Origin of the sequence: Burkholderia ubonensis subsp. mesacidophila, from assembly GCF_002097715.1 — a bacterium.
Classification (GTDB): domain Bacteria; phylum Pseudomonadota; class Gammaproteobacteria; order Burkholderiales; family Burkholderiaceae; genus Burkholderia; species Burkholderia mesacidophila.
Genome location: NZ_CP020737.1, coordinates 3,335,190 through 3,359,438, shown reverse-complemented (window position 1 = coordinate 3,359,438; position 24,249 = coordinate 3,335,190). Strand labels below are relative to the sequence as shown.

The following is a 24,249-nucleotide window of genomic DNA, read 5'->3' as shown; positions in this document are numbered from 1 at the left end:
GATGACGAACGAACCGCGCGCGTTGCCGCTGGCCGGTGTGAAGGTGCTCGATTTCTCGCGTGTGCTCGCGGGCCCGTGGTGCGCGATGGTGCTCGCCGATTTCGGCGCGGAAGTGATCAAGGTCGAGCATCCGGCGCGCGGCGACGACACGCGCGACTGGGGGCTGCGGATCGGAGACACCGAGACCACGTATTTCAACAGCGTGAACCGCAGCAAGCGGTCGATCTGCGTCGACCTGCAGACGGAAGCCGGGCAGCGCGTCGCGCGCGAGCTGGCCGCGCAGGCCGATGTGCTGATCCACAACTTCAAGTTTGGCGGCGCGGAAAAGCTCGGCCTCGGCTACGACGCGCTGGCCGAACTGAATCCGCGCCTCGTGCACTGCGCGATCTCAGGCTACGACCGTTCGGGCGCCGAGGCCGCGCGGCCCGGCTACGACCTCGTCGTACAAGGCGAGGCCGGGCTGATGGCGCTGAACGGCGAGGCCGGCCAGCCGCCGCTGAAGTTCGGCGTCGCGGCGGTCGACCTGTTCACCGGGATGTATTCGGCGCAGGCGATCCTGGCCGCGCTGTACGAGCGCCATGCGACGGGGCGCGGGCGGCGCATCGAGATGGCGCTGTTCGACTGCGGGCTGATGATCACCGCGTACTACGGGCTCGACGCGTTGCTGATGGGCGAGGACCCGCCGCGCTACGGCAACGCGCATCCTTCGATCGTGCCGTACGGCGTGTTCGACGCGGCCGACGGCCCGCTCGTGATCACGGTTGGCAACAACACGCAGTTCGCGCGCTTTTGCGATGCGATCGAGCGGCCCGATCTCGCGGCCGACGCGCGTTACAAGACCAACCTCGGCCGCTCGGAGAATCGCGCCGATCTGCTGCCCGAGATTCGCCGCGAACTCGCACGCCGGTCGCGCGCGACGCTGCTGACGGCGCTCGCCGATGCGGGCATTCCGTGTGGCGAAGTGCTCGGGCTGCACGAAGCGCTGACGTCCGAGCGCGCGACCCGCGCGGGGCTCGTCACGCGACAGCCGCATCCGGTCGCGGGCGGCGTCGACGTGCTCGCGCCGCCGTATCGATTCGACGGTGCGCGGCTGCCGGTGCGCGGCGCGCCGCCGGTGCTCGGTGCGGATACGGACGCGGTGCTCGGCGGCTGGCTCGGGATGTCGGCCGACGATGTCGCGCGGCTGCATGCGGACCGCATCGTGTAACGCGTTTTCTTGCCGCCGCGGCGCGGGCGGATCGGATCGCGCGCCGGCCATCCACAAGACAACCCTCGCGAAACGACGAGGAGACATTGGAGACAACATGGAGCTTTCCGTCATCGAATCGGTCACGGCGCGCCGCGACTACCAGCAACTCGTGCGCGCGCGGCGCCGCTTCAGCTTCACGCTGACGGCGCTGATGGTCGCCACGTACTACGGCTTCATCCTGCTCGTCGCGCTCGCGCCGCACGTGCTCGCGACGCCGCTGTACCGCGGCGCGACGACGACGGTCGGGATCGCCGCGGGCATCGCGATCATCCTGGTCGCGATCGGCCTGACCGCGTGCTACGTGCTGCGCGCGAATCGTGCGTTCGACCGCCGGGTCGACGCGATCCTGCAGCGTTCTTGACGGAGGCCGACATGCGACGCACATCGATCGCGCTCGGCGCGCTTGCCTCTCTCGTTTCTTCCGCCGCCCATGCGGTATCCGTCGCCGGCCCGATGCCCGACAAGGTCGAGCTGAATCCCGTCGCGATCGGCATGTTCTTCGCGTTCGTGTTCGCGACGCTCGCGCTCACGCGCTGGGCCGCGCGCCGCACGCGCTCGGCGCGCGACTTCTACACGGCGGGCGGCGGCATCACCGGCCTGCAGAACGGCCTCGCGATCGCCGGCGACTACATGTCGGCCGCGTCGTTCCTCGGTCTCTCCGGGATGGTGTTCATGTTCGGCTTCGACGGGCTCATCTATTCGATCGGCTTCCTCGTCGGCTGGCCGTTCGTGATGTTCCTGATCGCCGAGCCGCTGCGCAACCTCGGCAAATTCACGTTCGTCGACGTCGTCGCGTACCGCTTCGCGCAGCGGCCGATCCGGCTCCTGACGTCCGCGAATGCGCTGACGATCGTCGTGCTGTACCTCGTCGTGCAGATGGTCGGTGCGGGCAAGCTGATCCAGCTGCTGTTCGGGCTGTCGTACGGCACGGCCGAGCTGATCGTCGGCGTGCTGATGGTCGTCTACGTGTTCTTCGGCGGGATGACCGCGACCACCTGGGTGCAGGTGATCAAGGCCGTGCTGCTGCTGTGCGGCGCGACGCTGCTCGCGTTGCTGGCGCTCGGCGAATTCGGCTTCAGCGTCGACGAGATGTTCCGCCGCGCGGTGGCCGTGCATCCGGGCGCGCTCGGCATCATGGGGCCCGGCAAGCTGATCCGCGATCCGGCCAACGCGCTGTCGCTCGGCATCGCGCTGATGTTCGGCACGGCCGGCTTCCCGCACATCCTCATGCGCTTCTTCACGGTGCCGAACGCGAAGGAGGCGCGCAAGTCGGTGCTCTACGCGACCGGCTTCATCGGCTACTTCTACCTGCTGACGTTCGTGATCGGCTTCTCGGCGATCGTGCTGCTCGCGCAGCATCCCGAATTCTTCCGGCTCGGCGCGGGCGGCACCTTCAACCTGACGCACGACCTGCTCGGCGGCTCGAACATGGTCGCGGTGAAGCTTGCGCAGGCGGTCGGCGGCAACTGGTTCTACGGCTTCATCGCGGCGGTCACGTTCGCGACGATCCTCGCGGTGGTCGCGGGCCTCACGCTCGCCGGCGCGACGACGATCTCGCACGACCTGTATGCGCAGATGTGGGCGCGCGGCAAGCCCGACGAGCGCCTGGAGATGCGCATCTCGCGCGCGGCGACGATCGCGCTCTCCGCGATCGCGATCGGGCTGTCGATCCTGTTCGAGCACGTCAATGTCGCGTTCATGGTCGGCCTCGTCGCGGCGGTCGCGGCGAGCGCGAATTTCCCGGTGCTCGCGATGTCGATCTTCTGGCGCGGGATGACGACGCGCGGCGCGGTGATCGGAGGCAGCCTCGGGCTCGCGTCGGCGGTCGTGCTCACGCTGCTGTCGAAATCGGTGTGGGTCGACGTGCTGCATCACGCGCACGCGCCGGTGTTCCTCGACAACCCGGCGCTCGTGTCGGTGCCGCTCGCGTTCGTCGGCATCGTCGTCGGCTCGCTGGCCGATCGCGGCGAGCGCGCGCGCCGCGAGCGCCACGCGTTTGCGCGGCAGGAGTTCTACGCGCAGACCGGCGTGCTGGCAGGGCAGGCCGTGCGGCACTGATTCATCTGATGAAACAATGAATCCGTCCGGATCGCCGGACGGATTCATTCCGGATTTCCGGAAACCCGGATTTACTTGCCTGCCGCATTGTGGGAAGTTCAACGAAAACAACGGCTTGAATGCTTTCGCGTGGCTGGCATCGACCTTGCAATATAAAAGGCACGGCCACCCTCGGCCGAACTACTACAGCAAGCAAGGAGACAACCGATGACCGACGCCCTCCTCCCCCTCCGGATGTCCTGAGGCATCGCTTGTTGCGGCACGGCAGCCGCGCGGGCGCATGACTTCCCCTGGCATTCGCCCGCGCGCGTGACGCCGCTTCCCGGCTCATCTACCCTTCATCAGGAATCATCGTGAAGAAGAAACCGTTCTACAAAGTGCTCTATGTGCAGGTGATCTTCGCCATCGTCGTCGGCGTGATCCTCGGTCACTACTATCCGTCGCTCGCCACCGAGATGAAACCGCTCGGCGACGGCTTCATCAAGCTGATCAAGATGGTGATCGGGCCGATCATCTTCTGTACGGTCGTGACCGGCATCGCCGGCATGGAGGACATGAAGAAGGTCGGGCGCGTCGGCGGCAAGGCGCTGCTGTACTTCGAGGTCGTGTCGACCTTCGCGCTGGTGCTCGGCCTCGCGGCCACGCACATCCTGCGTCCGGGCGTCGGCTTCAACATCGATCCGGCAACGCTGAACGGCAAGGAAGTCGCGTCGTACGCGGCGAAGGCGCATGGGCAGTCGACGGTCGACTTCCTGATGCACATCATCCCGAACACGATGGTCGACGCGTTCGCGCAGGGCGAGATCCTGCAGATCCTGCTGATCGCGCTCCTGTTCGGCAGCGTGCTCGCGCACCTCGGCGAGCGCGGCAAGGTCGTCACCGACTTCATCGACGGGATCACGCGCGTGCTGTTCGGCATCGTGCACATCGTCACGAAGCTCGCGCCGATCGGCGCGTTCGGCGCGATGGCGTTCACGATCGGCAAGTACGGCGTCGGCTCGCTGGTGCCGCTGCTCAAGCTGATCGGCACGTTCTACCTGACGTCGGTCGTGTTCGTGCTCGTCGTGCTCGGCACGATCGCGCGCATCACGGGCTTCTCGATCATCCGCTTCGTCGGCTACATCAAGGAAGAGCTGCTGATCGTGCTCGGCACGAGCTCGTCGGAAGCCGCGCTGCCGCAGCTGATGGAGAAGCTCGAGAAGGCGGGCTGCTCGCGCTCGGTCGTCGGCCTCGTCGTGCCGACCGGCTACTCGTTCAACCTCGACGGCACCAACATCTACATGACGATGGCCGTGCTGTTCATCGCGCAGGCGACCAACATCGAGCTGACCTGGATGCAGCAGCTCACGCTGCTCGCGGTCGCGATGCTGACGTCGAAGGGCGCGAGCGGCGTCACCGGCGCGGGCTTCATCACGCTCGCCGCGACGCTCGCCGTCGTGCCGACCATCCCGCTGTCCGGCATGGTGCTGATTCTCGGCATCGACCGCTTCATGAGCGAGTGCCGCGCGCTGACGAACATCGTCGGCAACGGCGTCGCGACGGTCGTCGTGTCCGCGTGGGAGAAGGAGCTCGACCGCAACAAGCTGCGCCAGGCGCTGAAGGGCGGCGGCGAAGTTTCCGCCACCGAGACGGCCGGCGTCTGACGCGATGAAGGAGCAGGCGGCGCTGCCCGCGGGCGGCGCGCCGCGCGACGGCGGCAGGGCAGGGGCGGGCGGCTATGACACAATAGACGATCCGCATCGCCAGGAAGCCGTCACCTTGAAGCGCCGCCTGCTCGTCCTCGTCGCGCTCGCCGCCGCGCTCGCCGCGGCGTGCGCGCTGACGTGGACCGTGACCTGGCAGCGCGGGGTCGCCGAACTGCAGCGCAATGCCGCGGTGCGCGTCGACCGCACGACCAACGCGCTGAAGAGCACGCTCGACCGCTACGAATCGCTGCCGTACCTGCTCGGCAGCCACCCGTACGTGCAGGAACTGCTCGCCGAGCCGAAGCGCGCCGACTACGCCGCGCGCGCGAACCGCTACCTCGAAGACCTCAACGAACACGCGCACGCGACCGTCACCTATCTCGTCGGCGCGGACGGCCTGTGCGTCGCCGCGAGCAACTGGCGCGCGCCCGAGAGCTTCGTCGGGATCGAATACCGTTTCCGCCCGTATTTCATCGACGCGATGAACGGCCAGGTCGGCCGCTTCTTCGGCATCGGCACGATCTCGCGCGACCCCGGCTACTACATCTCGCAGCCCGTGTGGCGCGACGGCCGGATCGTCGGCGTCGTCGTCGTGAAGCTCAACCTCGAATGGTTCCAGGGCGCCGACGCGTCCGAGCCGCTCGTCGTCGCGGACGACCACGGGGTCGTGTTCCTGTCGTCGGTGCCCGCGTGGAAATACCACACGCTCAAGCCGCTGGCCGGGCCCGTCGCCGCGTCGATCTACGAGACCCGCCAGTACGCGCAGCAGCCGGTCACGCCGTTGCCGCTGCGGGTCGAGCAGGTGCTCGATCCCGATGCGCAGATCGTGCGGCTCGGGCCGGGCCGCCGCGCGCCGCGCTATCTCGCGACGCAGCGCCGCATCGGCGAGCCGGACTGGCTGCTCGTCACGCTCGCGCCGATCGCGCCGGTCGACGCCGACGCGCGCAACGCGACGATCGTCACCGGCTTCGGCTTCGTGTCGGTCGCGCTGCTCGCGTTCTACTGGCGGATGCGCCGCGCGCGCGTGCGCGAGATGATCCGCAGCCGCGCGCTGCTGCAGCAGGCGTATGCGGAGCTGAACCGGCGCGTCGAGGAGCGCACGGCCGACCTGTCGGAAGCGAATGCGCAGCTGCAGAAGGAGGTCGGCGACCGGATTCGCGCCGAACAGGACCTGCGCGCCGCGCACGACGAGCTGATCCAGGCGAGCAAGCTCGCCGCGCTCGGCCAGATGGCGGCGGGCATCACGCACGAGCTGAACCAGCCGCTCGCCGCGCTGCGCAGCTTTTCCGACAACACGCGCGTGCTGCTCGACCGCGGCGAGCAGGCGGCCGCGCGCGAGAACCTCGAGGCGATCGCCGCGCTTACCGAGCGGATGGGCAAGATCACCAACCAGCTGAAGCTGTTCGTCGGCCGCGCACGGCCGCGCAACGAACAGGCGCTCGTCGTGCGCGCGCTGCGCAGCGTGCTCGCGCTGCTCGGCGAACGGCTGCGCGGCGTCGAGCTGGTGCTGACGCTGCGCGATGCGGCGGCGTCGCCCGCGCGGGATGCGCCGCTCGATCTCGCGAACGACCATCCGGAGCTCGTTGCGCGTTGCGAGGACCTGCGTCTCGAACAGGTGCTGATCAACCTGCTCGGCAACGCGCTGGATGCGGTCGCGGCGGGGGCCGCCCCACGGATGGCCGCCCCACGCATCGACGTAACGATCGAGGCGTCGGCCGCGACGCTCGCGATCCAGGTGCGCGACAATGGCCCGGGCATCGCCCCCGACCTGCTGCCGCGCCTGTTCGAGCCGTTCTTCACGACGAAGGAAATGGGGCGCGGGCTCGGCCTCGGGCTCGCGATCTCGTCGTCGATCGCGAGCGACGCGGGCGGCTCGCTGACCGCCCGCAACGCGCCGCGCGGCGGCGCGCTGTTCGTCTTGACGTTGCGGCGCGCCCGCACGCATCATCCGGACTCCGTGTCCGAGCGGACGGGCTCGCGCTAGCCGCCCGCCGCGCGCCGAATCGACCCGCGCCACACGCGACGCCCATCAGGAGCAAGTGAGTACGATGGCCAACCGGCTGCAAGTGATCTATATCGAAGACGACGCGCTCGTGCGCCGCGCGAGCGTGCAGAGCCTCCAGCTGGCGGGTTTCGACGTGACCGGCTTCGAGTCGGCCGAGGCCGCCGAGAAGGCGATCGTCGCCGATGCCGCCGGCGTGATCGTCAGCGACATCCGCCTGCCCGGCGCGAGCGGGCTCGACCTGCTCGCGCAATGCCGCGAGCGCGTGCCCGACGTGCCGGTGATCCTCGTCACCGGCCACGGCGACATCTCGATGGCAGTGCAGGCGATGCGCGACGGCGCCTACGACTTCATCGAGAAGCCGTTCGCCGCCGAGCGGCTGATCGAGACGGTGCGGCGCGCACTGGAGCGGCGCGAGCTCGTGCTCGAGAACCACGCGCTGCGCCGCGAGCTCGCCGAGCAGAACGTCGTCGCGCCGCGCATCATCGGCCGCAGCCCGGCGATCGAGCAGGTGCGCAAGCTGATCGCGAACGTCGCGCCGACCGATGCGTCGGTCCTCATCAACGGCGACACCGGCGCCGGCAAGGAGCTGATCGCGCGCAGCCTGCACGAGCTGTCGCCGCGCCGCGACAAGCCGTTCATCGCGGTGAACTGCGGCGCGCTGCCCGAGCCGATGTTCGAATCGGAGATGTTCGGCTACGAGCCCGGCGCGTTTACGGGCGCAGCGAAGCGCCGGGTCGGCAAGCTCGAATACGCATCCGGCGGCACGCTGTTCCTCGACGAAATCGAAAGCATGCCGCTCGCGTTGCAGGTGAAGCTGCTGCGCGTGCTGCAGGACGGCGTGCTGGAGCGGCTGGGCTCGAACCAGCCGATCCGCGTGAACTGCCGGGTCGTCGCGGCCGCGAAGGGCGACATGAGCGAGCTGGTCGCGGCCGGCACGTTCCGGCGCGACCTGCTGTACCGCCTCAACGTGGTGACGATCGCGCTGCCGCCGCTTGCCGAGCGCCGCGAGGACATCGTGCCGCTGTTCGAGCACTTCATGCTCGACGCGGCCGTGCGCTACGACCGCCCGGCGCCGGTGCTCACCGACCGGCAGCGCGCGAGCCTGATGCAGCGCGACTGGCCGGGCAACGTGCGCGAGCTGCGCAACGCGGCCGACCGGTTCGTGCTCGGCGTCGCCGACATGCCGCAGGATGCGGGCGCGGCCGGTGACGACGACGCGAACGAGCAGACGCTGAAGGAGCGGATCGAGCAGTTCGAGCGCGCGGTGATTGCCGAAGCGCTGAACCAGACGGGCGGCGCGGTCGCGGCGACCGCCGACCGGCTGCACGTCGGCAAGGCGACGCTCTACGAGAAGATGAAGCGCTACGGGCTGTCGGCCAAAGGCGATGCAGACCGCTGAAACGACACGGACCGCAGAACCGGTGCTGTCCGGTCATGCGGTCCGTCTTGGGGTCCTGCTTGCGGCGAGGCGCGCATCGCGCGCCTGTCGGCCGGTATCGGTCGGGGCGCTCAGGCGGCGTTGCCGAGCGCCTTCTTGAGCAGCGCGTCGAGCTCCGCGAACTGCGGGGCGCCGACATAGCGCTTCAGGATCTTGCCGTCCTTGTCGACGACGAAGGTCGTCGGCGTCAGCTGCACGTTGCCGAACTGCTTCGCGGCGCTGCCGTCGTCGAGCGCGACCTTGAACGGCAACTGGCGCGTCTGCGCGTAGTTCGCGACGTACATCGGCGGATCGTAGTTCATCGCGACCGCGACGAATTCCAGGCCCTGTCCCTTGAAGCGGTTGTAGGTCTCGACCATCTGCGGCATTTCCTGCATGCAGGTCGCGCAGCTCGTCGCCCAGAAGTTGACGAGGTAGACCTTGCCCTTCAGGTCGGACGCGGTCGAAATCTTCTGGCCCGACAGCAGCGTGAAGGTGGCGTCCGGCGCGCTGGACTTGCCGTTGAACGCGAAGAAGCCGGCCACGGCGATCGCGGCCACGACGACGACGGCCGCGACGTAGCGCATCGGGCTGGCGCGGCGGCCTTGGGTGGGAGGCGTGGAGTTCATCTGCGGGGCTCTCGGAGTCGGTCGACAGCGCAGGACATTGCGGTCGAAATTCGGCGTCCATTTTAGCGCGAATGCGGCGCGTGCACCGGAGGCCGCCGCGCATCCTCGGATGGCCGTTCGACGCATAATGCAGGCTTTGCCTGCTTCGATCCGCGTCATGCCGAAGGAACTTGCCGATTCGCTGCGTCCCCTTTTTCGTCGTGTTCGTCCGCTGCGGCAGTTCGCCGCAGCGCTCTGCGCGAGCGCCGCGCTGGCCGCGTGCTCGCCGTCCTTCGACTGGCGCACGCTGCACAGCGACGCCGGCTACACGATCGACCTGCCCGCCAAGCCGACCGTCGAGGAACACGCGGTCGCGATCGGCGGCACGCCGATGAAGATGCGAATGCAGGCCGCGCATGTCGGCGGCGCGGTGTTCGCGGTCGGTACGGTGATGCTGCCCGACGACCGCGACGACACCCGGCGCGCGGTGCTCGACTACCTGCGCGCGGGCCTGTCGCGCAACCTCGACGGCGCGCCGCAGACGGCCGCGGTGCCGGTGCCGCTCGCGGCGGGCGGCGCGGTGAACGGGCTCGAGCTGCGCGTCGCCGGCGCGGCGGCCGGGCCGGACCGCGCCCGCAAGACGATCGTGGCGCGGCTCGTCGCGCGCGGCAAGCATGCGTACCAGGCGGTCGTGATCGCCGACGCGCCGCTCGCGCCGGAACAGCTCGACCAGTTCTTCGGCTCGTTGAAACTCGACTGAACAGGGTGGGCGAGGGCGCCTCAGAGCGTCTTCGCTGACTGAAAGTTCCTTCGCAGCATTCGCTGCTAATCGCCGGATTTTGCTGGGCTTTTTCGGCTATCCACAGCGCATGTGGATAACTTTGTTGAAAAGTTGGCCGAATCAGCCGCCCGCCCGCGCCGGGCGGCCTTCCGGCCTGCTGGCGCGGCTGCTTGCCGTTTAAGAAAAGTCAATTAAAACAATGGCATGCGATTCGTGCATCAAGTATCGCCCGTCGCGACGCAATCCGGGCCCGGATGCGTGGAATTGTGCATAAGTCAAGTCTTGACAGCCAAATTTTGTCCTCAGAGTGAAGTCAGTGCGCGCCGGTAGCGGATCGCCTCGGCGATCTGCGCGGCGGTCGGCAGCGGATCGCCGGCAAGATCGGCGATCGTCCGCGCGACCTTCAGCACCCGGTAATACGCGCGCGCCGACCAGCCGAACCGCTCGCCGGCCTCGCGCAGCAGCCGCTCGCCTTCGTCGGTCGGCCGGCACAGGTCGTCGGTCTCGCGGCCGGTCAGCATGTGATTGGTCTTGCCCTGGCGGTCGAGCTGCAGCGCGCGCGCCTGCGCGACCCGCGCGGCGACCGTGGCGCTCGGCTCGCCGGGGGCCGACGCCCGTGCTGCGAGCTCGGCCGGCGTGAGCGCGGGCAGGTCGATCTGGATGTCGATGCGGTCGAGCAGCGGCCCGGACAGCTTGCGCAGGTAGCGCGCGGCGACGTCCGGCGAGCAGCGGCAGCGGCCGGACGGGTCGCCGTGCCAGCCGCACGGACACGGGTTCATCGCGGCGATCAGCTGGCACGAGGCGGGGAAATCCGCCTGCATCGCCGCCCGCGAGATCGTGATGCGGCCCGCTTCGAGCGGCTCGCGCAGCATTTCCAGCACGTGCCGGTCGAATTCCGGCAGCTCGTCGAGGAACAGCACGCCGAGGTGCGCGAGCGTGATCTCGCCCGGCTGCGGCGGATTGCGGCCGCCGACGAGCGCCGCGGCGCTCGACGAGTGGTGCGGCGTGCGAAACGGCCGCTGCCGCCACTGCGCAGGCGAGAAGCCGGCGCGGCTCGCCGACAGCAGCGCGGCCGACATGAGCGCTTCGTCGTCGGTCAGCGGCGGCAGCAGGCCCGGCAGCCGGGCGGCCAGCATCGACTTGCCCGCGCCGGGCGGCCCGACCATCAGCATGTGATGCCCGCCCGCGGCGGCGACCTCGAGCGCCCTCCGCGCGCCGCGCTGGCCGATCACGTCGGCGAGGTCGGGCGCGGCCGACGCCGGCCGGCCGTCGAGCCGCGGCGCGGCGACGGGGGCGAGCCGCCCGTCGGGCGCATCGGCCAAGTGCGCGCACAGCGCGGGGAGATCGGGCGCGCCGAATACGGTCACGCCCGGCACGAGCGCGGCTTCGGCTGCGCTGTCGAGCGGCAGGTAAAGCTCGGGGTCGCGGGACGGAGCGGCCGGCTCGGCGACGCCGGCATGCCGGTCGCGCGCGACGCCGCACGCCATCGCGAACGCGCCGCGCATCGGCCGCAGCGCACCGGTCAGCGACAGCTCGCCGGCGAATTCGCGGCCGGCCAGCGCGTCGGCCGGGATCTGGCCGTTCGCGGCGAGGATGCCGAGCGCGATCGGCAGGTCGAAGCGCCCCGATTCCTTCGGCAGGTCGGCGGGCGCGAGATTGACGGTGATACGGCGGACCGGAAATTCGAATCCGCAGTTCTGCAGCGCGGCGCGCACGCGCTCGCGGCTTTCGCGGACTTCGAGATCGGGCAGGCCGACGATCGAGAACGACGGCAGGCCGTTGGCGAGATGGACTTCGACGGTGACGTCCGGCGCGCGGCCGGCCGCCGGGGCGCGGCTGCGCACCAGGGCAAGCGACATGGCGAGGCTCCTGTTGAGCGGTCGGGCAGCGGGTCGGGCCGCCTGCCGCGGGAAAGGGAGGGATCGGTGCGCGCTTGCCGGCGTGGCGCGGAACAAAGAACGACGTGAGTACTACAGATCAGGGCATGGCTGACGAGCAGGCCGCGGCACGCGGCCTGCTCGTCATGCCTGCGAAATCAGGCTTGCGAAATCAGGCCTGTGAAGCGGCGAGCTTCTGCTCGAGTTCCGCGACGCGCTTTTCCAGCTCCTCGAGACGCACGCGGGTGCGGGCGAGCACCTGCGCCTGCGTGTCGAACTCCTCGCGCGTGACGAGATCGAGCTTCGAGAAGCCTTGCGACAGCATGGCCTTCACGTTGCGCTCGACATCCTTGGCCGGCGAGTTTTTCAGCAGGTCGCTGACGCGCGACTGCAGATCGTTGAAAACGTCGCTGGGTTGTTTCATGTGATTCCCCTTCATTGCACAAAAAATGTGCATCTTCAGTTGCATACGTGCCCATGATGCACGCATGACCGGAAATGGTGCGCGTCCCGCGCGATTTCCGGGCATGGCGCCCGCATGGGTGAAAGTCCCTGCATCCCGGGACGTGCGTGCACTCTAGCAACGATCGTCGCCCGGCGCCAGCAAACCCGGCCCCCGTTGGCCGTTCGGCCGGGCTCCGACGTCCTTTCGCACGGGATGCGACCGTCGCCGCACGGGCGCAATGCGTCACCCGGACGCACATGGCATGCGAGTTGCTGGAGAGAGTCCGGTACACATCCAACCAATTCGACGGGACAACCCAGCGAGAGGACTTCATGAAACTCATTACCGCAATCATCAAGCCGTTCAAGCTCGATGAGACGCGCGAGGCGCTCTCCGCCCTCGGCGTCTCCGGCATCACGGTGACGGAGGTGAAAGGGTTCGGTCGCCAGAAAGGGCACACCGAACTGTATCGGGGCGCCGAATACGTGGTCGATTTCCTGCCGAAGATGAAGATCGAGGCGGCCGTGTCCGACGATCTCGTCGACCAGGCGGTGGAAGCGATCGAGCGGGCCGCGCGCACCGGCAAGATCGGCGACGGCAAGATCTTCGTCACGCCGATCGAACAGGTGATCCGGATCCGCACCGGGGAGACAGGCGCAGACGCGCTGTAACGGACAAGACGAGCGACAACGAGCGACAAGAGGAAAACCAAGATGCGCAAACTTCTGATGACCCTGCTGATGGCCGGCTCGCTGATCGCGGCCGGCGTTGGCCCCGCGCTCGCGGACGACGCGGCGTCGGCCGCGGCTGCGTCCGCGCCTGCCGCAACGGCCGCCGATGCATCGGCCGCTGCCGCCCCGGCCGCTTCGGCGCCGGCTGCGTCGGAGGCCCCCGCAACGGCTGCAACGGCTGCCGCCGCGCCGGCTTCGGGCGCCGAAGCATCGGCCGCCGCAGCCGCGTCGGCCCCGGCCGCGCCCGCCGCGCCGACCGCGCCGTTCTCGGTCGATGCGTCGAAGATCAGCGCGGGCGACACCGCGTGGATGCTGACGTCCACCGCGCTCGTGCTGTTCATGACGATCCCGGGCCTCGCGCTGTTCTACGCGGGCATGGTCCGCAAGAAGAACGTGCTCGCGACCGTGATGCAGAGCTTCGCGATCACCGCGCTGATCACGGTGCTCTGGACGGTCGTCGGCTACAGCCTCGCGTTCACGCCGGGCAACGGCTTCATCGGCGGCCTGTCGCGCGTGTTCCTGCACGGGATGAACTACATCCACGGCGACAAGGCGACGACGCTGACCGTCAGCCATCTCGCGACGACGATTCCGGAATCGGTCTATTTCGTCTACCAGATGACGTTCGCGATCATCACGCCGGCGCTGATCTGCGGCGCGTTCGCCGACCGGATGAAGTTCTCGGCGATGCTCGTGTTCATGACGCTCTGGTCGCTGATCGTCTACGTGCCGATCGCGCACATGGTGTGGGAGCCGACCGGCTGGCTGTCGGCCGACGGCGTGCTCGACTTCGCGGGCGGCACGGTCGTGCACATCAACGCCGGCATCGCGGGCCTGATGTCGTGCCTCGTGCTCGGCAAGCGCGTCGGCTACGGCCGCGAATCGATGGCGCCGCACAACCTGGTGCTGACGATGATCGGCGGCTCGATGCTGTGGGTCGGCTGGTTCGGCTTCAACGCCGGTTCGGCGGTCGCGGCCGACGGCCGTGCCGGTTTCGCGATGCTGACGACGCAAGTCGCGACGGCCTGCGCGGCGCTCGGCTGGATGTTTGCCGAATGGGTCGCGAAGGGCAAGCCGTCGGTGCTCGGCATCGTGTCGGGCGCGGTCGCGGGTCTCGTGGCGATCACGCCGGCCGCCGGCTTCGTCGGCGTGGCGGGCGCGCTCGTGATCGGCATCGCGGCGGGCGTGGTCTGCTTCTGGTCGGCGACGTGGCTCAAGTCGAAGCTCGGCTACGACGATTCGCTCGACGCGTTCGGCGTGCACGGCGTGGGCGGGATTCTCGGCGCGCTGCTGACGGGCGTGTTCGCGGTCAAGGACATCGGCGGCGCCGACGGCAGCCTGCTGCTGCAGGCGAAGGGCGTGCTGATCACGCTGGTCTACAGCGGCGTGCTGAGCTTCATCCTGCTGAAGCTGATCGACCTGACGATCGGCCTGCGCGTGTCGGAAGAGGAGGAGCGCGAAGGCCTCGACGTGATCCTGCATGGCGAGCACGTCGAGTAAGCCGGAACGATGGACGGCGGGCGGCCGCGACGCCGCCCCCGCAACGAATGAGCGCAGCGACTTCGGCCCGCCTTCCCGGCGGGTTTTTTTTCTCCTGCAATGGGGCCCGGCAGCGGATAACCCTGCGCGCTATCAGGTCAATAGCCAGAAACTTCCTCCAAATCCTTGCGAACCCGGGAACAATCCCCAAATGGGCAATGCAATTGCTCTACAATCTTCATTCTCCCGCTCGCGAGTGATTCATGGTTCCCCACCTCGTTACGGCGTTAAACGGTCCGCTGCTTGAACTCGAGCAGAAAATCCTCGACGCCACGCCTGCGATCGAACGCTGGTTCAGGCTCGAATGGCAGGAACACACGCCGCCGTTCTACTGTTCGGTCGACCTGCGCAACGCCGGCTTCAAGCTGGCGCCCGTCGACGCCAATCTGTTTCCCGGCGGCTTCAACAATCTGCCGTCCGAAGTGCTGCCGCTCGCCGTGCAGGCGGCGATGGCCGCGATCGAGAAGATCTGCCCGGACGCGAAGAACCTGCTCGTGATTCCCGAGCTGCCGACCCGCAACGCGTTCTATCTGGAAAACGTCGCGCGGCTCGCGACGATCATGCGCCAGGCCGGCCTCAACGTGCGCTTCGGCTCGCTCGACCCGAGCATCACCGACATCACGCCGATCACGCTCGCCGACGGCCAGAAGATCGTGCTGGAGCCGCTCGAGCGCACGCCGCGCCGGCTCGGCCTGAAGAATTTCGACCCGTGCTCGATCCTGCTGAACAACGACCTGTCGGCCGGCATCCCGCCCGTGCTGGAAAACCTGCACGAGCAGTACCTGCTGCCGCCGCTGCACGCGGCCTGGGCGGTGCGCCGCAAGTCGACGCACTTCTCGTGCTACGACGACGTCGCGAAGAAGTTCGCGAAGATGGTCGGCGTCGATCCGTGGATGGTGAATCCGTATTTCGCGCACGTCGAGGGCGTCGACTGGCAGGGGCATGAAGGCGAGCAGGCGCTCGCCGACGCGATCGACGGCGTGCTGAAGAAGATCGCGCGCAAGTATCGCGAGTACGGCATCAGCGAGAAGCCGTACGTCGTCGTGAAGGCCGATGCCGGCACCGCCGGGCGCGGCGTGATGACCGTGCACGACGCGGCCGAGATCGGCCGGATGTCGAAGGCGGAGCGTGCGCAGATGGCCGAGTCGAAGGCCGGCGTCGCGGTGCGCGACGTGATCGTGCAGGAAGGCGTGTACACGTTCGAGCGGATCGGCGACGAGGTCGCGGAGCCGGTCGTCTACATGATCGACCGGTATGTGGTCGGCGGCTTCTACCGCACGCACGGCGGCCGCGAGCGCGACCAGAACCTGAACGCGCCGGGCATGCACTACGTGCCGCTCGGCTTCGAGCACACCGCGCTGCCGGATGCCGGAGCCAAGCCGGGCGCCGCGCCGCCGAACCGGTTCTACATGTACGGCGTCGTCGCGCGGCTGTCGCTGATCGCGTCGTCGATCGAACTGGAAAAGACCGATCCGGAAGCCATTCAGGTGTAACGGCCGCGCTGCCGGCACCGCAAAGACAGGACCCGCATGGACATTCTCTTTATCGCCGACCCGCTCGAGCGCTTCAAGATCTACAAGGATTCGACCTACGCGATGATGGCGGAGGCGGCGCGGCGCGGGCATGCGATCTATGCGTGCGAGCCGCGCCACCTCACGTGGACGGGTTCCGCCGTCGAGGCCGACGTGCGGCGCATCACGTTCGTCGGCGACCTGGACGACCTGCATCGCGCGCCATGGTACGAGGCGGGGGCGGTCGAAGCGCGACGGATCGCGTCGTTCGGCGCGGTGCTGATGCGCAAGGATCCGCCGTTCGACATGGAGTACGTCACGTCGACGTGGCTGCTCGAACTCGCCGAGCGCGCGGGCGCGCGCGTATTCAACAAGGCGCAGTCGATCCGCGATCACTCGGAGAAGCTCGCGATCGGCGAGTTTCCGCAATTCGTCGCGCCGACGCTCGTCACGCGGGATGCGCAGCGGCTGCGCGCGTTCCACGCCGAGCACGGCGACGTGATCCTGAAGCCGCTCGACGGGATGGGCGGGATGGGCGTCTTCCGCGTGAAGGCGGACGGCATGAACCTCGGCTCGATCGTCGAGATGCTGAGCCACGACGGCGCGCGCACGGTGATGGCGCAGAAGTTCATTCCCGAGATCAAGCAGGGCGACAAGCGCATCCTGCTGATCGGCGGCGAGCCGGTGCCGTATTCGCTCGCGCGGATTCCGCAGGGCAACGAAGTGCGCGGCAACCTCGCCGCGGGCGGGCTCGGCGTCGCGCAGCCGCTCACCGCGCGCGACCGCGAGATTGCCGAAACGCTCGGTCCGGTGCTGGCCGCGCGCGGGCTGCTGCTGGTCGGGCTCGACGCGATCGGCGACTGGCTGACCGAAGTGAACGTCACGAGCCCCACGTGCTTCCGCGAGATTATGGAGCAGACGGGCTTCGACGTCGCCGCGATGTTCGTCGACGCGCTGGAGCGCGCGGCCGCGTAAGCCGCCCTTTTCGCGCAACGCCGGCGGCGGCCGCGCAGGTCCCCCGCCGCCGGGATGGCTCGGCCGGATCGGCCGACCGGCCTGCTACAATGCCCGCTCGCCCGGCGCCGCGTTGCGACGCGCCGAAGGCCCGGCGGCCGGGCCGAACTCGTTGCAAGGCTTGAACATGAAACGACCCTCTCAATCGCGTTGCTCGTTGCCCGGCTCGGGGCGGACAGGCGGGTGCTGACATGGCAGGGATTCTGATCATCGCGCACGCCCCGCTCGCGACCGCGCTGCGGGACTGCATCGCGCACATCTACGGCGGCGTGCCCGCGCGCATCGGCTGCATCGACGTGCAGGCGGACAGCGATCCCGTTCAGGTGATGGCGTTCGCGCATGCGGAGCTCGCGCGGCTCCGGGAAGAAAACGGCGCGATCGTGCTGACCGACATGTACGGCGCGACGCCCGCGAACATCGCCGGCCAGCTCGCGAAGGTCGCAAATGTGCGGGTGCTGGCGGGCGTCAACCTGCCGATGCTGGTGCGCGCGGTCTGCTACCGCACGATGCCGCTCGACAAGCTCGTCGACAAGGCGTTGTCCGGCGGCGCGAAAGGCGTCCACGAAGTCGCGGCGGGCACGCCGCCGCCGCCGTCCGAGGTCGGCTGCGGCGCATGCGCGCCGATTCCGCCGGAGCCGTGCCCGCGCACCCGATCGACGTGACCGGATTGCGTTCCCCGTTTTAGACCCGTTCGCCGGCGCAGGCCGCCGGCGGCCTCGACCGACCGAGAACCATGCTTCAACAAGAAACCACTATCGTCAATAAATTGGGGCTGCATGCGCGCGCATCGGCCAAGCTCACGCAACTGGCCGGCAATTTCCAGTCGGAAGTGTGGATGACGCGCAACGGGCGCAAGATCAACGCGAAAAGCATCATGGGCGTGATGATGCTCGCGGCGGGCATCGGCAGCACGGTCACGATCGAGACCGAAGGGCCGGACGAGACGGAAGCGATGGACGCGCTGCTCAAGCTGATCGCCGACAAGTTCGGCGAAGGGCAGTGACCCGCAGCACAGAATCGCTGCCGTTTCCAGTGAGAATGCCGCGCCTATCGCGGCATTTTTTTCGCGGGCACGATTGATGCGATCCGCGCAATGCTGCGCTGCATGCAGTCAGCTGCCACGTGCGGAATTTATAATCGCTATCGGGGTCATAAGCGCATCGCAGCGGTGCGCCGCGGCTGTTCATGTAAAGAGGAGGTGCGCGTGTCGTTCACGCTGCATGGCATTCCCGTCTCACGTGGTATCGCGATCGGTCGTGCGTATCTGATCGCGCCGGCGGCGCTCGACGTCGCCCATTACCTGATCGAGGCGAATCAGATCGACGCCGAGGTCGAGCGCTTCCGTACGGCGCTCGCGGCCGTGCATCGCGAGCTCGACGCGCTTCGCGCGGACCTGACCGACGATACCCCGACCGAAGTGGGCGCATTCATCGACGTGCACGCGATGATCCTGAGCGACGCGATGCTCGTGCAGGAAACCATCGACCTGATCCGCGCGCGCCGCTACAACGTCGAATGGGCGCTGACCGAGCAGCTCGACCTGCTCACGCGCCATTTCGACGACATCGAGGACGAATACCTGCGCGAACGCAAGGCCGACATCGAGCAGGTGGTCGAGCGCGTGCTGAAGGCGCTCGCGGGCGCGCCGTCCGCCGCGCAGGCGTTCAACGGCGCCGCGAAGTCCGGCACCGAAGAGATGATCGTCGTCGCGCACGACATCGCGCCGGCCGACATGATGCAGTTCAAGACCCAGTCGTTCCAGGCGTTCGTCACCGATCTCGGCGGGCGCACGTCGCATACGGCGATCGTCGCGCGCAGCCTCGGCATTCCGGCCGCGGTCGGCGTGCAGCACGCGAGCACGCTGATCCGCCAGGACGACCTGATCATCGTCGACGGCGACCAGGGCATCGTGATCGTCGATCCGGCGCCGATCGTCCTCGAGGAATATTCGTACCGCCAGTCCGAAAGGGCGCTGGAGCAACGCAAGCTGCAGCGTCTCAAGTTCTCGCCGACGCAAACGTTATGCGGCACCAAGATCGACCTGTACGCGAACATCGAGCTGCCCGACGACGCGAAAGCGGCGGTCGAGGCGGGCGCGGTCGGCGTCGGGCTGTTCCGCTCCGAATTCCTGTTCATGCACCAGAAGGCGATGCCGGAGGAAGAGGAGCAGTTCGCCGCGTACAAGCGCGCGGTCGAATGGATGAAGGGCATGCCGGTGACGATCCGCACGATCGACGTCGGCGCCGACAAGCCGCTCGAAGCGCTCGACGAAGGCTACGAGACCGCGCCGAACCCGGCGCTCGGCCTGCGCGCGATCCGCTGGAGCTTGTCCGAGCCGCAGATGTTCCTCACGCAGCTGCGCGCGATCCTGCGCGCGTCCGCGTTCGGGCAGGTGAAGATCCTGATCCCGATGCTCGCGCACGCGCAGGAGATCGACCAGACGCTCGACCTGATCCGCGAGGCGAAGCGCCAGCTCGACGACGCGGGGCTTGCCTACGATCCGAACGTGCAGATCGGCGCGATGATCGAGATTCCGGCGGCGGCGATCGCGTTGCCGCTGTTCCTGAAGCGTGTCGATTTCCTGTCGATCGGCACCAACGACCTGATCCAGTACACGCTCGCGATCGATCGCGCGGACAACGCGGTCGCGCATCTGTACGATCCTCTGCATCCGGCGGTGCTGCACCTGATCGCGTACACGCTGCGCGAAGCGAAGCGCGCCGGGGTGCCGGTGTCGGTGTGCGGGGAGATGGCGGGCGATCCGGCGCTCACGCGCCTGCTGCTCGGCATGGGCCTCACCGAGTTCTCGATGCAAACGAGCCAGCTGCTCGTCGTCAAGCAGGAGATCCTGCGCGCGCACCTGAAGGCGCTCGAAAAGCCGACGGCCGACGTGCTCGCGGCGTTCGAGCCCGAGGAAGTGCAGTCGGCGCTGCAGCGCCTGTCGACCGCCGAGCCGCACGCGGACGCGGCCTAGAGCCTGTGTGCGCCCACGTTCCCGCACGCGGGGCGTGGGCCGCGCGTCAGTGCCGCCCGCCGCACACCGGGCAGTCCGCCTGGCGCGCGATCTTCATCGTCGTCCATTCCATCCGCAGCGCATCGAGCATCATCAGCCGGCCGTTCAGCGTCGCGCCGATGCCGCCGATCACGCGCAGCGCCTCGGCGGCCTGCATCGCGCCGATGATCCCGACCGTCGGCGCGAACACGCCCATCGTCGCGCACGCGACTTCCTCGAACGGCTGGTCCTCCGGAAACACGCACGCGTAGCAGGGCGCATCCGCGCGCCGGAAGTCGAACGTGCTGATCTGGCCGTCGAAGCGCAGCGCCGCGCCCGACACGAGCGGCACGCGGTGCGCGACGCACGCGCGGTTGATCGCGTGGCGGGTCGCGAAGTTGTCGGTGCAGTCGAGCACGACGCTCGCCTGCGGCACGTGCGCGTCGAGCCACGCGCCGTCGACGCGCTCGGCGACCGCGTGCACGGTCACGTCGGGGTTGAGCTGCGCGAGCGTGTCGCGCCCCGATTCCACCTTCCGGCGGCCGACCGATGCGGTCGCGTGCAGGATCTGCCGCTGCAGGTTCGTGAGATCGACCGTGTCCGCGTCGACGAGCGTGATCGTGCCGACGCCGGACGCCGCGAGGTACATCGCCGCGGGCGAGCCGAGCCCGCCCGCGCCGACGACGATCGCGTGCGCGTCGAGAAAGCGCTGCTGCGCCTCGATGCCGATTTCGTCGACGAGGATGTGGCGGGAGTAGCGGAGAAGTTGATCGTCGTTCATGAGCGGAGGGCGGGGCGCGGGGCGGACCTGCTTATTCTAGAGCCTGCCCGCACGGGTGGCGGGCGGCCGAACGTGCTGTGCCGGTCGGGGCGGCATCGATCTGTGCGCGGCGGCGCACCCAAACAAAACGGGCCATCGCGGGGTTGCCGCGATGGCCCGTCGGGTGCCGCCCGGCGCTTATTGCGGCGCCGACGCGGGCTTCGGCGCGGACGCCGGCTTGGCGGCGGACGCCTTCGGCGCCGGCTTCGCGGCCGACTTGCCGGCCGGGGCCTGCGTGCTCTCGGCGAGCAGCGACTTCGAGGCCTGCACCGGCTTGCCTTCGAGCTTCGCGAGCGCCTGCTGCATCATGAAGTCTTCCGTGCTGCCGAACTCGATCGGCTTGCGATCGCGGTCCTTCTGGCGCTGCTCCGGCGTCTTCTTGTCGTTCTGCTCCTCGAGAATGCGGAGCTGGTCCATCCGGCGCTGCTCGCGTTCTTCCTGCTCCTTCTTCTCGTTCGGATCCTGCGTGTTCGCGAGGTGGTTCGTGTAGTCGACCTCGCGCGTCACGAGCACGTCGTCCGGATCGCCGTCCGCGTACTGGTCGACCGGCACGTCCGGCGTGATGCCCTTGTTCTGGATCGAACGGCCGCTCGGCGTGTAGTAGTAGGCGGTCGTCAGGCGCAGCGCGGTGTCGGCCGTCATCGGACGGACCGTCTGCACCGAGCCCTTGCCGAACGTCGTCTTGCCCATGATGGTCGCGCGCTTCGAATCCTGCAGCGCGCCCGCGACGATTTCCGACGCGGAGGCCGAATACGCATTCGTCAGCACGATGATCGGCACGGTCTTGAAGACCGGCGACAGGCCCTTCAGCGGATCGCCGTCGAACGACGGCAGGCGGTAATTGTCGTAGGTGTCGCGGTAGACCTGCTTCGAATCGGGGATCTGGCCGTTGGTCGACACGACGACGGAATCCGGCGGCAGGAACGCGCCCGCGACGCCGACCGCGCTCTGCAGCAGGCCGCCGCCGTTGTTGCGCAGATCGAGGATCAGGCCCTTCACGTTCGGCTGCTGGCGCGCGATGTCCTGCAGCTTCGCCGCGAGATCGGGCGTCGTGCGTTCCTGGAAGCTCGTGATGCGGATGTACGCGTAGCCCGGGTCGAGCATCTTCAGCTTCACGCTCTGCACGCGGATCACCGCGCGCGTGACCGTGATCGGGAACGTGCGGTCATCGCTCTTGCGGAAGATCGTCAGCGTGACCTTGGTGCCCGGCTCGCCGCGCATCTGCTTGACCGCCTTGTCGAGCGTCATGCCGCGCACCGGCTTGTCGTTGATGCGGGTGATCAGGTCGCCCGGACGGATGCCGGCGCGAAACGCCGGGGTGTCCTCGATCGGGGAGATCACCTTGACGAGGCCGTCTTCCTGCGAGATCTCGATGCCGAGACCCGCGAAGCGGCCCTTCGTCTGCTCCTGCAGCTCTTCGTAGTCGGTCTTGTCGAGGAACGACGAGTGCGGGTCGAGGCTCGACACCATGCCCTTGATCGCCGCCGTCAGCAGCTTCTTGTCGTCGACCGGCTCGACGTACTCGCGCTTGATCTGGCCGAACACCTCGGCGAACAGGCGAAGCTGGTCGAGCGGAAGCGGCGCCGTGACGGTCTGCTCGGCCGACGCGGAGATTTGCAGCGTGGCGAACACGCCCGTGGCAAGGCCCGCGGCAATCAGGCCGATGTTCTTCAATTTCATACGCATAGAGATCTGGTGCGGTCGGGAAGCGCGTGGCGGTAGCGGGGATTGAGCGGACTAGTATAACTGTTCGTCCGGCGGGGCAGTGGAATGGACCGAAACCGGTTCGACCGCGCCCGGGCGAAGAGGTTCGCGGGTCCGGGCGGACGCCCGCCGCGCCGGCGCGGGGCCGGCACGGCGGGGCGGGATCAGCCCGCCTTGCCCTGCTTCGCGACGGCGGCCTGCGCCTTCGCGATCGCGTCCTGGTCGCCCAGGTAGTAGCTCTTGACCGGCTTCAGGTTCTCGTCGAGTTCATAGACGAGCGGCACGCCGTTCGGGATGTTCAGGCCGACGATGTCGCTGTCCGAGATGCCGTCGAGATACTTGATCAGCGCGCGCAGCGAGTTGCCGTGCGCGGCGATCAGCACCTGCTTGCCGCCCTTGATGGCCGGCGCGATCGACTCGTTCCACAGCGGCAGCACGCGCGCGACCGTGTCCTTCAGGCATTCCGTGAGTGGCAGCTGCTCGCGCGGCACCCGTGCGTAGCGCGGGTCGGCGAACGGCGCGCGCTCGTCGGTCGGCTCCAGCGCGGGCGGCGGCGTGTCGTAGCTGCGGCGCCAGACGAGCACCTGCTCGTCGCCGAACTTCGCGGCCGTTTCCGCCTTGTTCAGGCCCGACAGCGCGCCGTAATGGCGCTCGTTGAGGCGCCACGAATGCACGACGGGCAGGTACATCAGGTCCATGCGGTCCTGCACGTGCCACAGCGTGCGGATCGCGCGCTTGAGCACGGACGTGTACGCGATGTCGAACGTGTAGCCGGCTTCCTTGAGCAGTTCGCCGGCCTGGTAGGCCTCGTTGCAGCCTTGCTCGGTCAGGTCGACGTCGACCCAGCCGGTGAAGCGGTTTTCCTTGTTCCACGTCGATTCGCCGTGGCGGATGAGGACGAGCTTGTACATAGATGCTTGCGGTCGGTAGTGAAGGAAGCGGTGCGCGCCGCACGGCGCCCGGGACGGGCCCGCCATCGCGCAAGACGGTTATTTTATAATGGCCGGATTGTCCTTTTCCGATTTCTCTCTTTCCGGCGGAATTCCGTGAGTTTCTTTACCGATTACACGAACCTGGCCCTGATCGCGATCCTGCTGGTATCCGGCGGCCTGCTTGCGTTTCCCGCGCTGCGACGCGGCCGCGGCGGCCTGTCGGCCGCCGAGGCGACCCAGCTCATCAATCGTCGCAACGCGGTCGTGATCGACGTGCGTCCGGCGTCCGAGTTCGCCGCCGGCCACCTGCCGTCGGCGCGCCAGGTCGAGGCCGGCGAGATCGGCGCGAAGATCGCGCAGGTCGCGAAGAACAAGAGCACCCCGGTGCTGCTCGTGTGCCAGAACGGCCAGCAGTCGCAGAAGGCGGCGCGCGCGGTCGAGGCGGCGGGCTATGCCGAGGTGCACGTGCTCGAAGGCGGCGTCGCCGCCTGGCAGCAGGCCGGGATGCCGGTCGTCAAACAAGGAGTGGCGAAGTGAACAAAGTGGTCATGTACAGCACCCAGGTGTGCCCGTATTGCGTCCAGGCCGAGCGGCTCCTGAAGCTGCGCGGCGTCGAGCAGATCGAGAAGGTGCTGATCGACAAGGAGCCGGCGCGCCGCGAGGAAATGATGTCGCGCACCGGCCGCCGCACGGTGCCGCAGATCTACATCGGCGACACGCACGTCGGCGGCTACGACGATCTGTCGAAGCTCGACCGCGCAGGCGGCCTCTTGCCGCTTCTGCAAGCCGCCTGATTAGGGCAGAATGGCCGCCGGCCGCGCGGCCACGCGCGCAGGATCAACCGGGGCGGCCGGCGCAGGCCGGCCGCCTCGTCACCACAT

The 24,249-nt window shown here is 68.4% G+C and carries 22 protein-coding genes; 16 read left to right on the top strand and 6 right to left on the bottom strand.

Features of this window, described 5'->3' with window-relative positions:
• The first annotated feature begins 1 nt into the window (after position 1).
• The 6 genes from B7P44_RS15790 to B7P44_RS15765 all read left to right on the top strand — a co-directional run bounded on the left by B7P44_RS15790 (position 2) and on the right by B7P44_RS15765 (position 8,396).
• Complete coding sequence (locus tag B7P44_RS15790; RefSeq protein WP_084905681.1) at positions 2-1,207, top strand: CaiB/BaiF CoA transferase family protein; 1,206 nt, start codon at positions 2-4, stop codon at positions 1,205-1,207.
• A 97-nt stretch (positions 1,208-1,304) separates the two neighbouring features.
• Entirely contained in the window at positions 1,305-1,610 is a 306-nt protein-coding gene (locus B7P44_RS15785; protein WP_084905679.1) for a DUF485 domain-containing protein, read from the top strand.
• 11 nt (positions 1,611-1,621) lie between these two features.
• Complete coding sequence (locus tag B7P44_RS15780) at positions 1,622-3,307, top strand: cation acetate symporter (RefSeq protein WP_084906730.1); 1,686 nt, start codon at positions 1,622-1,624, stop codon at positions 3,305-3,307.
• 353 nt (positions 3,308-3,660) lie between these two features.
• Positions 3,661-4,950 (top strand): dicarboxylate/amino acid:cation symporter, encoded by a 1,290-nt coding sequence (locus B7P44_RS15775; protein WP_084905677.1) that lies wholly within the window; start codon positions 3,661-3,663, stop codon positions 4,948-4,950.
• Positions 4,951-4,954: 4 nt separating this feature from the next.
• Positions 4,955-6,976 carry a sensor histidine kinase gene (locus B7P44_RS15770; protein WP_084905675.1) on the top strand — a complete coding sequence of 674 codons (2,022 nt, stop codon included), beginning with the start codon at positions 4,955-4,957 and terminating at the stop codon, positions 6,974-6,976.
• 64 nt (positions 6,977-7,040) lie between these two features.
• On the top strand, positions 7,041-8,396 hold the full coding sequence (locus B7P44_RS15765) for a sigma-54-dependent transcriptional regulator (protein ID WP_084905673.1): 1,356 nt from the start codon (positions 7,041-7,043) through the stop codon (positions 8,394-8,396).
• A gap of 110 nt (positions 8,397-8,506) precedes the next feature.
• On the opposite strand, the gene B7P44_RS15760 is transcribed toward B7P44_RS15765, so the two are convergent.
• Entirely contained in the window at positions 8,507-9,043 is a 537-nt protein-coding gene (locus B7P44_RS15760) for a TlpA disulfide reductase family protein (RefSeq protein ID WP_045567123.1), read from the bottom strand.
• A 157-nt stretch (positions 9,044-9,200) separates the two neighbouring features.
• Between B7P44_RS15760 and B7P44_RS15755 the strand changes: the two genes are divergently transcribed.
• Positions 9,201-9,782: a hypothetical protein gene (locus tag B7P44_RS15755; RefSeq protein ID WP_084905671.1), complete on the top strand. Its 582-nt coding sequence runs from the start codon at positions 9,201-9,203 to the stop codon at positions 9,780-9,782.
• Positions 9,783-10,105: 323 nt separating this feature from the next.
• Here B7P44_RS15755 and B7P44_RS15750 read toward each other — a convergent pair whose 3' ends face one another.
• Together B7P44_RS15750 and B7P44_RS15745 are read right to left on the bottom strand one after the other, a co-directional pair.
• On the bottom strand, positions 10,106-11,662 hold the full coding sequence (locus tag B7P44_RS15750) for a YifB family Mg chelatase-like AAA ATPase (protein ID WP_084905669.1): 1,557 nt from the start codon (positions 11,660-11,662) through the stop codon (positions 10,106-10,108).
• A 190-nt stretch (positions 11,663-11,852) separates the two neighbouring features.
• Positions 11,853-12,104 (bottom strand): accessory factor UbiK family protein, encoded by a 252-nt coding sequence (locus B7P44_RS15745; RefSeq protein ID WP_006398174.1) that lies wholly within the window; start codon positions 12,102-12,104, stop codon positions 11,853-11,855.
• A gap of 353 nt (positions 12,105-12,457) precedes the next feature.
• Here B7P44_RS15745 and B7P44_RS15740 point away from each other — a divergent pair, with 353 nt between their 5' ends.
• The 7 genes from B7P44_RS15740 to ptsP all read left to right on the top strand — a co-directional run bounded on the left by B7P44_RS15740 (position 12,458) and on the right by ptsP (position 19,894).
• Positions 12,458-12,796 (top strand): P-II family nitrogen regulator, encoded by a 339-nt coding sequence (locus tag B7P44_RS15740; RefSeq protein ID WP_006398175.1) that lies wholly within the window; start codon positions 12,458-12,460, stop codon positions 12,794-12,796.
• A gap of 42 nt (positions 12,797-12,838) precedes the next feature.
• Positions 12,839-14,356: an ammonium transporter gene (locus tag B7P44_RS15735; RefSeq protein WP_084905667.1), complete on the top strand. Its 1,518-nt coding sequence runs from the start codon at positions 12,839-12,841 to the stop codon at positions 14,354-14,356.
• Between the two features lie 242 nt (positions 14,357-14,598).
• Positions 14,599-15,888 (top strand): glutamate--cysteine ligase, encoded by a 1,290-nt coding sequence (gene gshA / locus B7P44_RS15730; protein WP_059962809.1) that lies wholly within the window; start codon positions 14,599-14,601, stop codon positions 15,886-15,888.
• A gap of 36 nt (positions 15,889-15,924) precedes the next feature.
• A complete protein-coding gene (gshB, locus tag B7P44_RS15725; RefSeq protein WP_084905665.1) occupies positions 15,925-16,881 on the top strand; it encodes a glutathione synthase in 957 nt (318 codons plus the stop codon).
• Between the two features lie 230 nt (positions 16,882-17,111).
• On the top strand, positions 17,112-17,582 hold the full coding sequence (locus B7P44_RS15720) for a PTS sugar transporter subunit IIA (RefSeq protein ID WP_084905663.1): 471 nt from the start codon (positions 17,112-17,114) through the stop codon (positions 17,580-17,582).
• Positions 17,583-17,653: 71 nt separating this feature from the next.
• Positions 17,654-17,923, top strand: a complete 270-nt coding sequence (locus tag B7P44_RS15715; protein WP_059566496.1) for an HPr family phosphocarrier protein — start codon at positions 17,654-17,656, stop codon at positions 17,921-17,923.
• A gap of 201 nt (positions 17,924-18,124) precedes the next feature.
• Positions 18,125-19,894, top strand: coding sequence for a phosphoenolpyruvate--protein phosphotransferase (ptsP, locus tag B7P44_RS15710; protein ID WP_084906728.1), 1,770 nt, complete (start codon positions 18,125-18,127; stop codon positions 19,892-19,894).
• 46 nt (positions 19,895-19,940) lie between these two features.
• Here ptsP and B7P44_RS15705 read toward each other — a convergent pair whose 3' ends face one another.
• The 3 genes from B7P44_RS15705 to gpmA form a co-directional block, all read right to left on the bottom strand.
• A complete protein-coding gene (locus B7P44_RS15705; protein WP_059710976.1) occupies positions 19,941-20,693 on the bottom strand; it encodes a HesA/MoeB/ThiF family protein in 753 nt (250 codons plus the stop codon).
• Positions 20,694-20,870: 177 nt separating this feature from the next.
• A complete protein-coding gene (locus B7P44_RS15700) occupies positions 20,871-22,418 on the bottom strand; it encodes a S41 family peptidase (RefSeq protein ID WP_084905661.1) in 1,548 nt (515 codons plus the stop codon).
• A 182-nt stretch (positions 22,419-22,600) separates the two neighbouring features.
• Positions 22,601-23,347: a 2,3-diphosphoglycerate-dependent phosphoglycerate mutase gene (gene gpmA, locus B7P44_RS15695; RefSeq protein ID WP_084905659.1), complete on the bottom strand. Its 747-nt coding sequence runs from the start codon at positions 23,345-23,347 to the stop codon at positions 22,601-22,603.
• A gap of 135 nt (positions 23,348-23,482) precedes the next feature.
• On the opposite strand from gpmA, the gene B7P44_RS15690 reads away from it, so the two are divergent.
• Together B7P44_RS15690 and grxC are read left to right on the top strand one after the other, a co-directional pair.
• Complete coding sequence (locus B7P44_RS15690) at positions 23,483-23,905, top strand: rhodanese-like domain-containing protein (RefSeq protein WP_084905656.1); 423 nt, start codon at positions 23,483-23,485, stop codon at positions 23,903-23,905.
• Entirely contained in the window at positions 23,902-24,162 is a 261-nt protein-coding gene (gene grxC / locus B7P44_RS15685; protein WP_084905654.1) for a glutaredoxin 3, read from the top strand. The genes B7P44_RS15690 and grxC overlap by 4 nt, the downstream gene beginning before the upstream one ends.
• Positions 24,163-24,249: the final 87 nt, after the last annotated feature.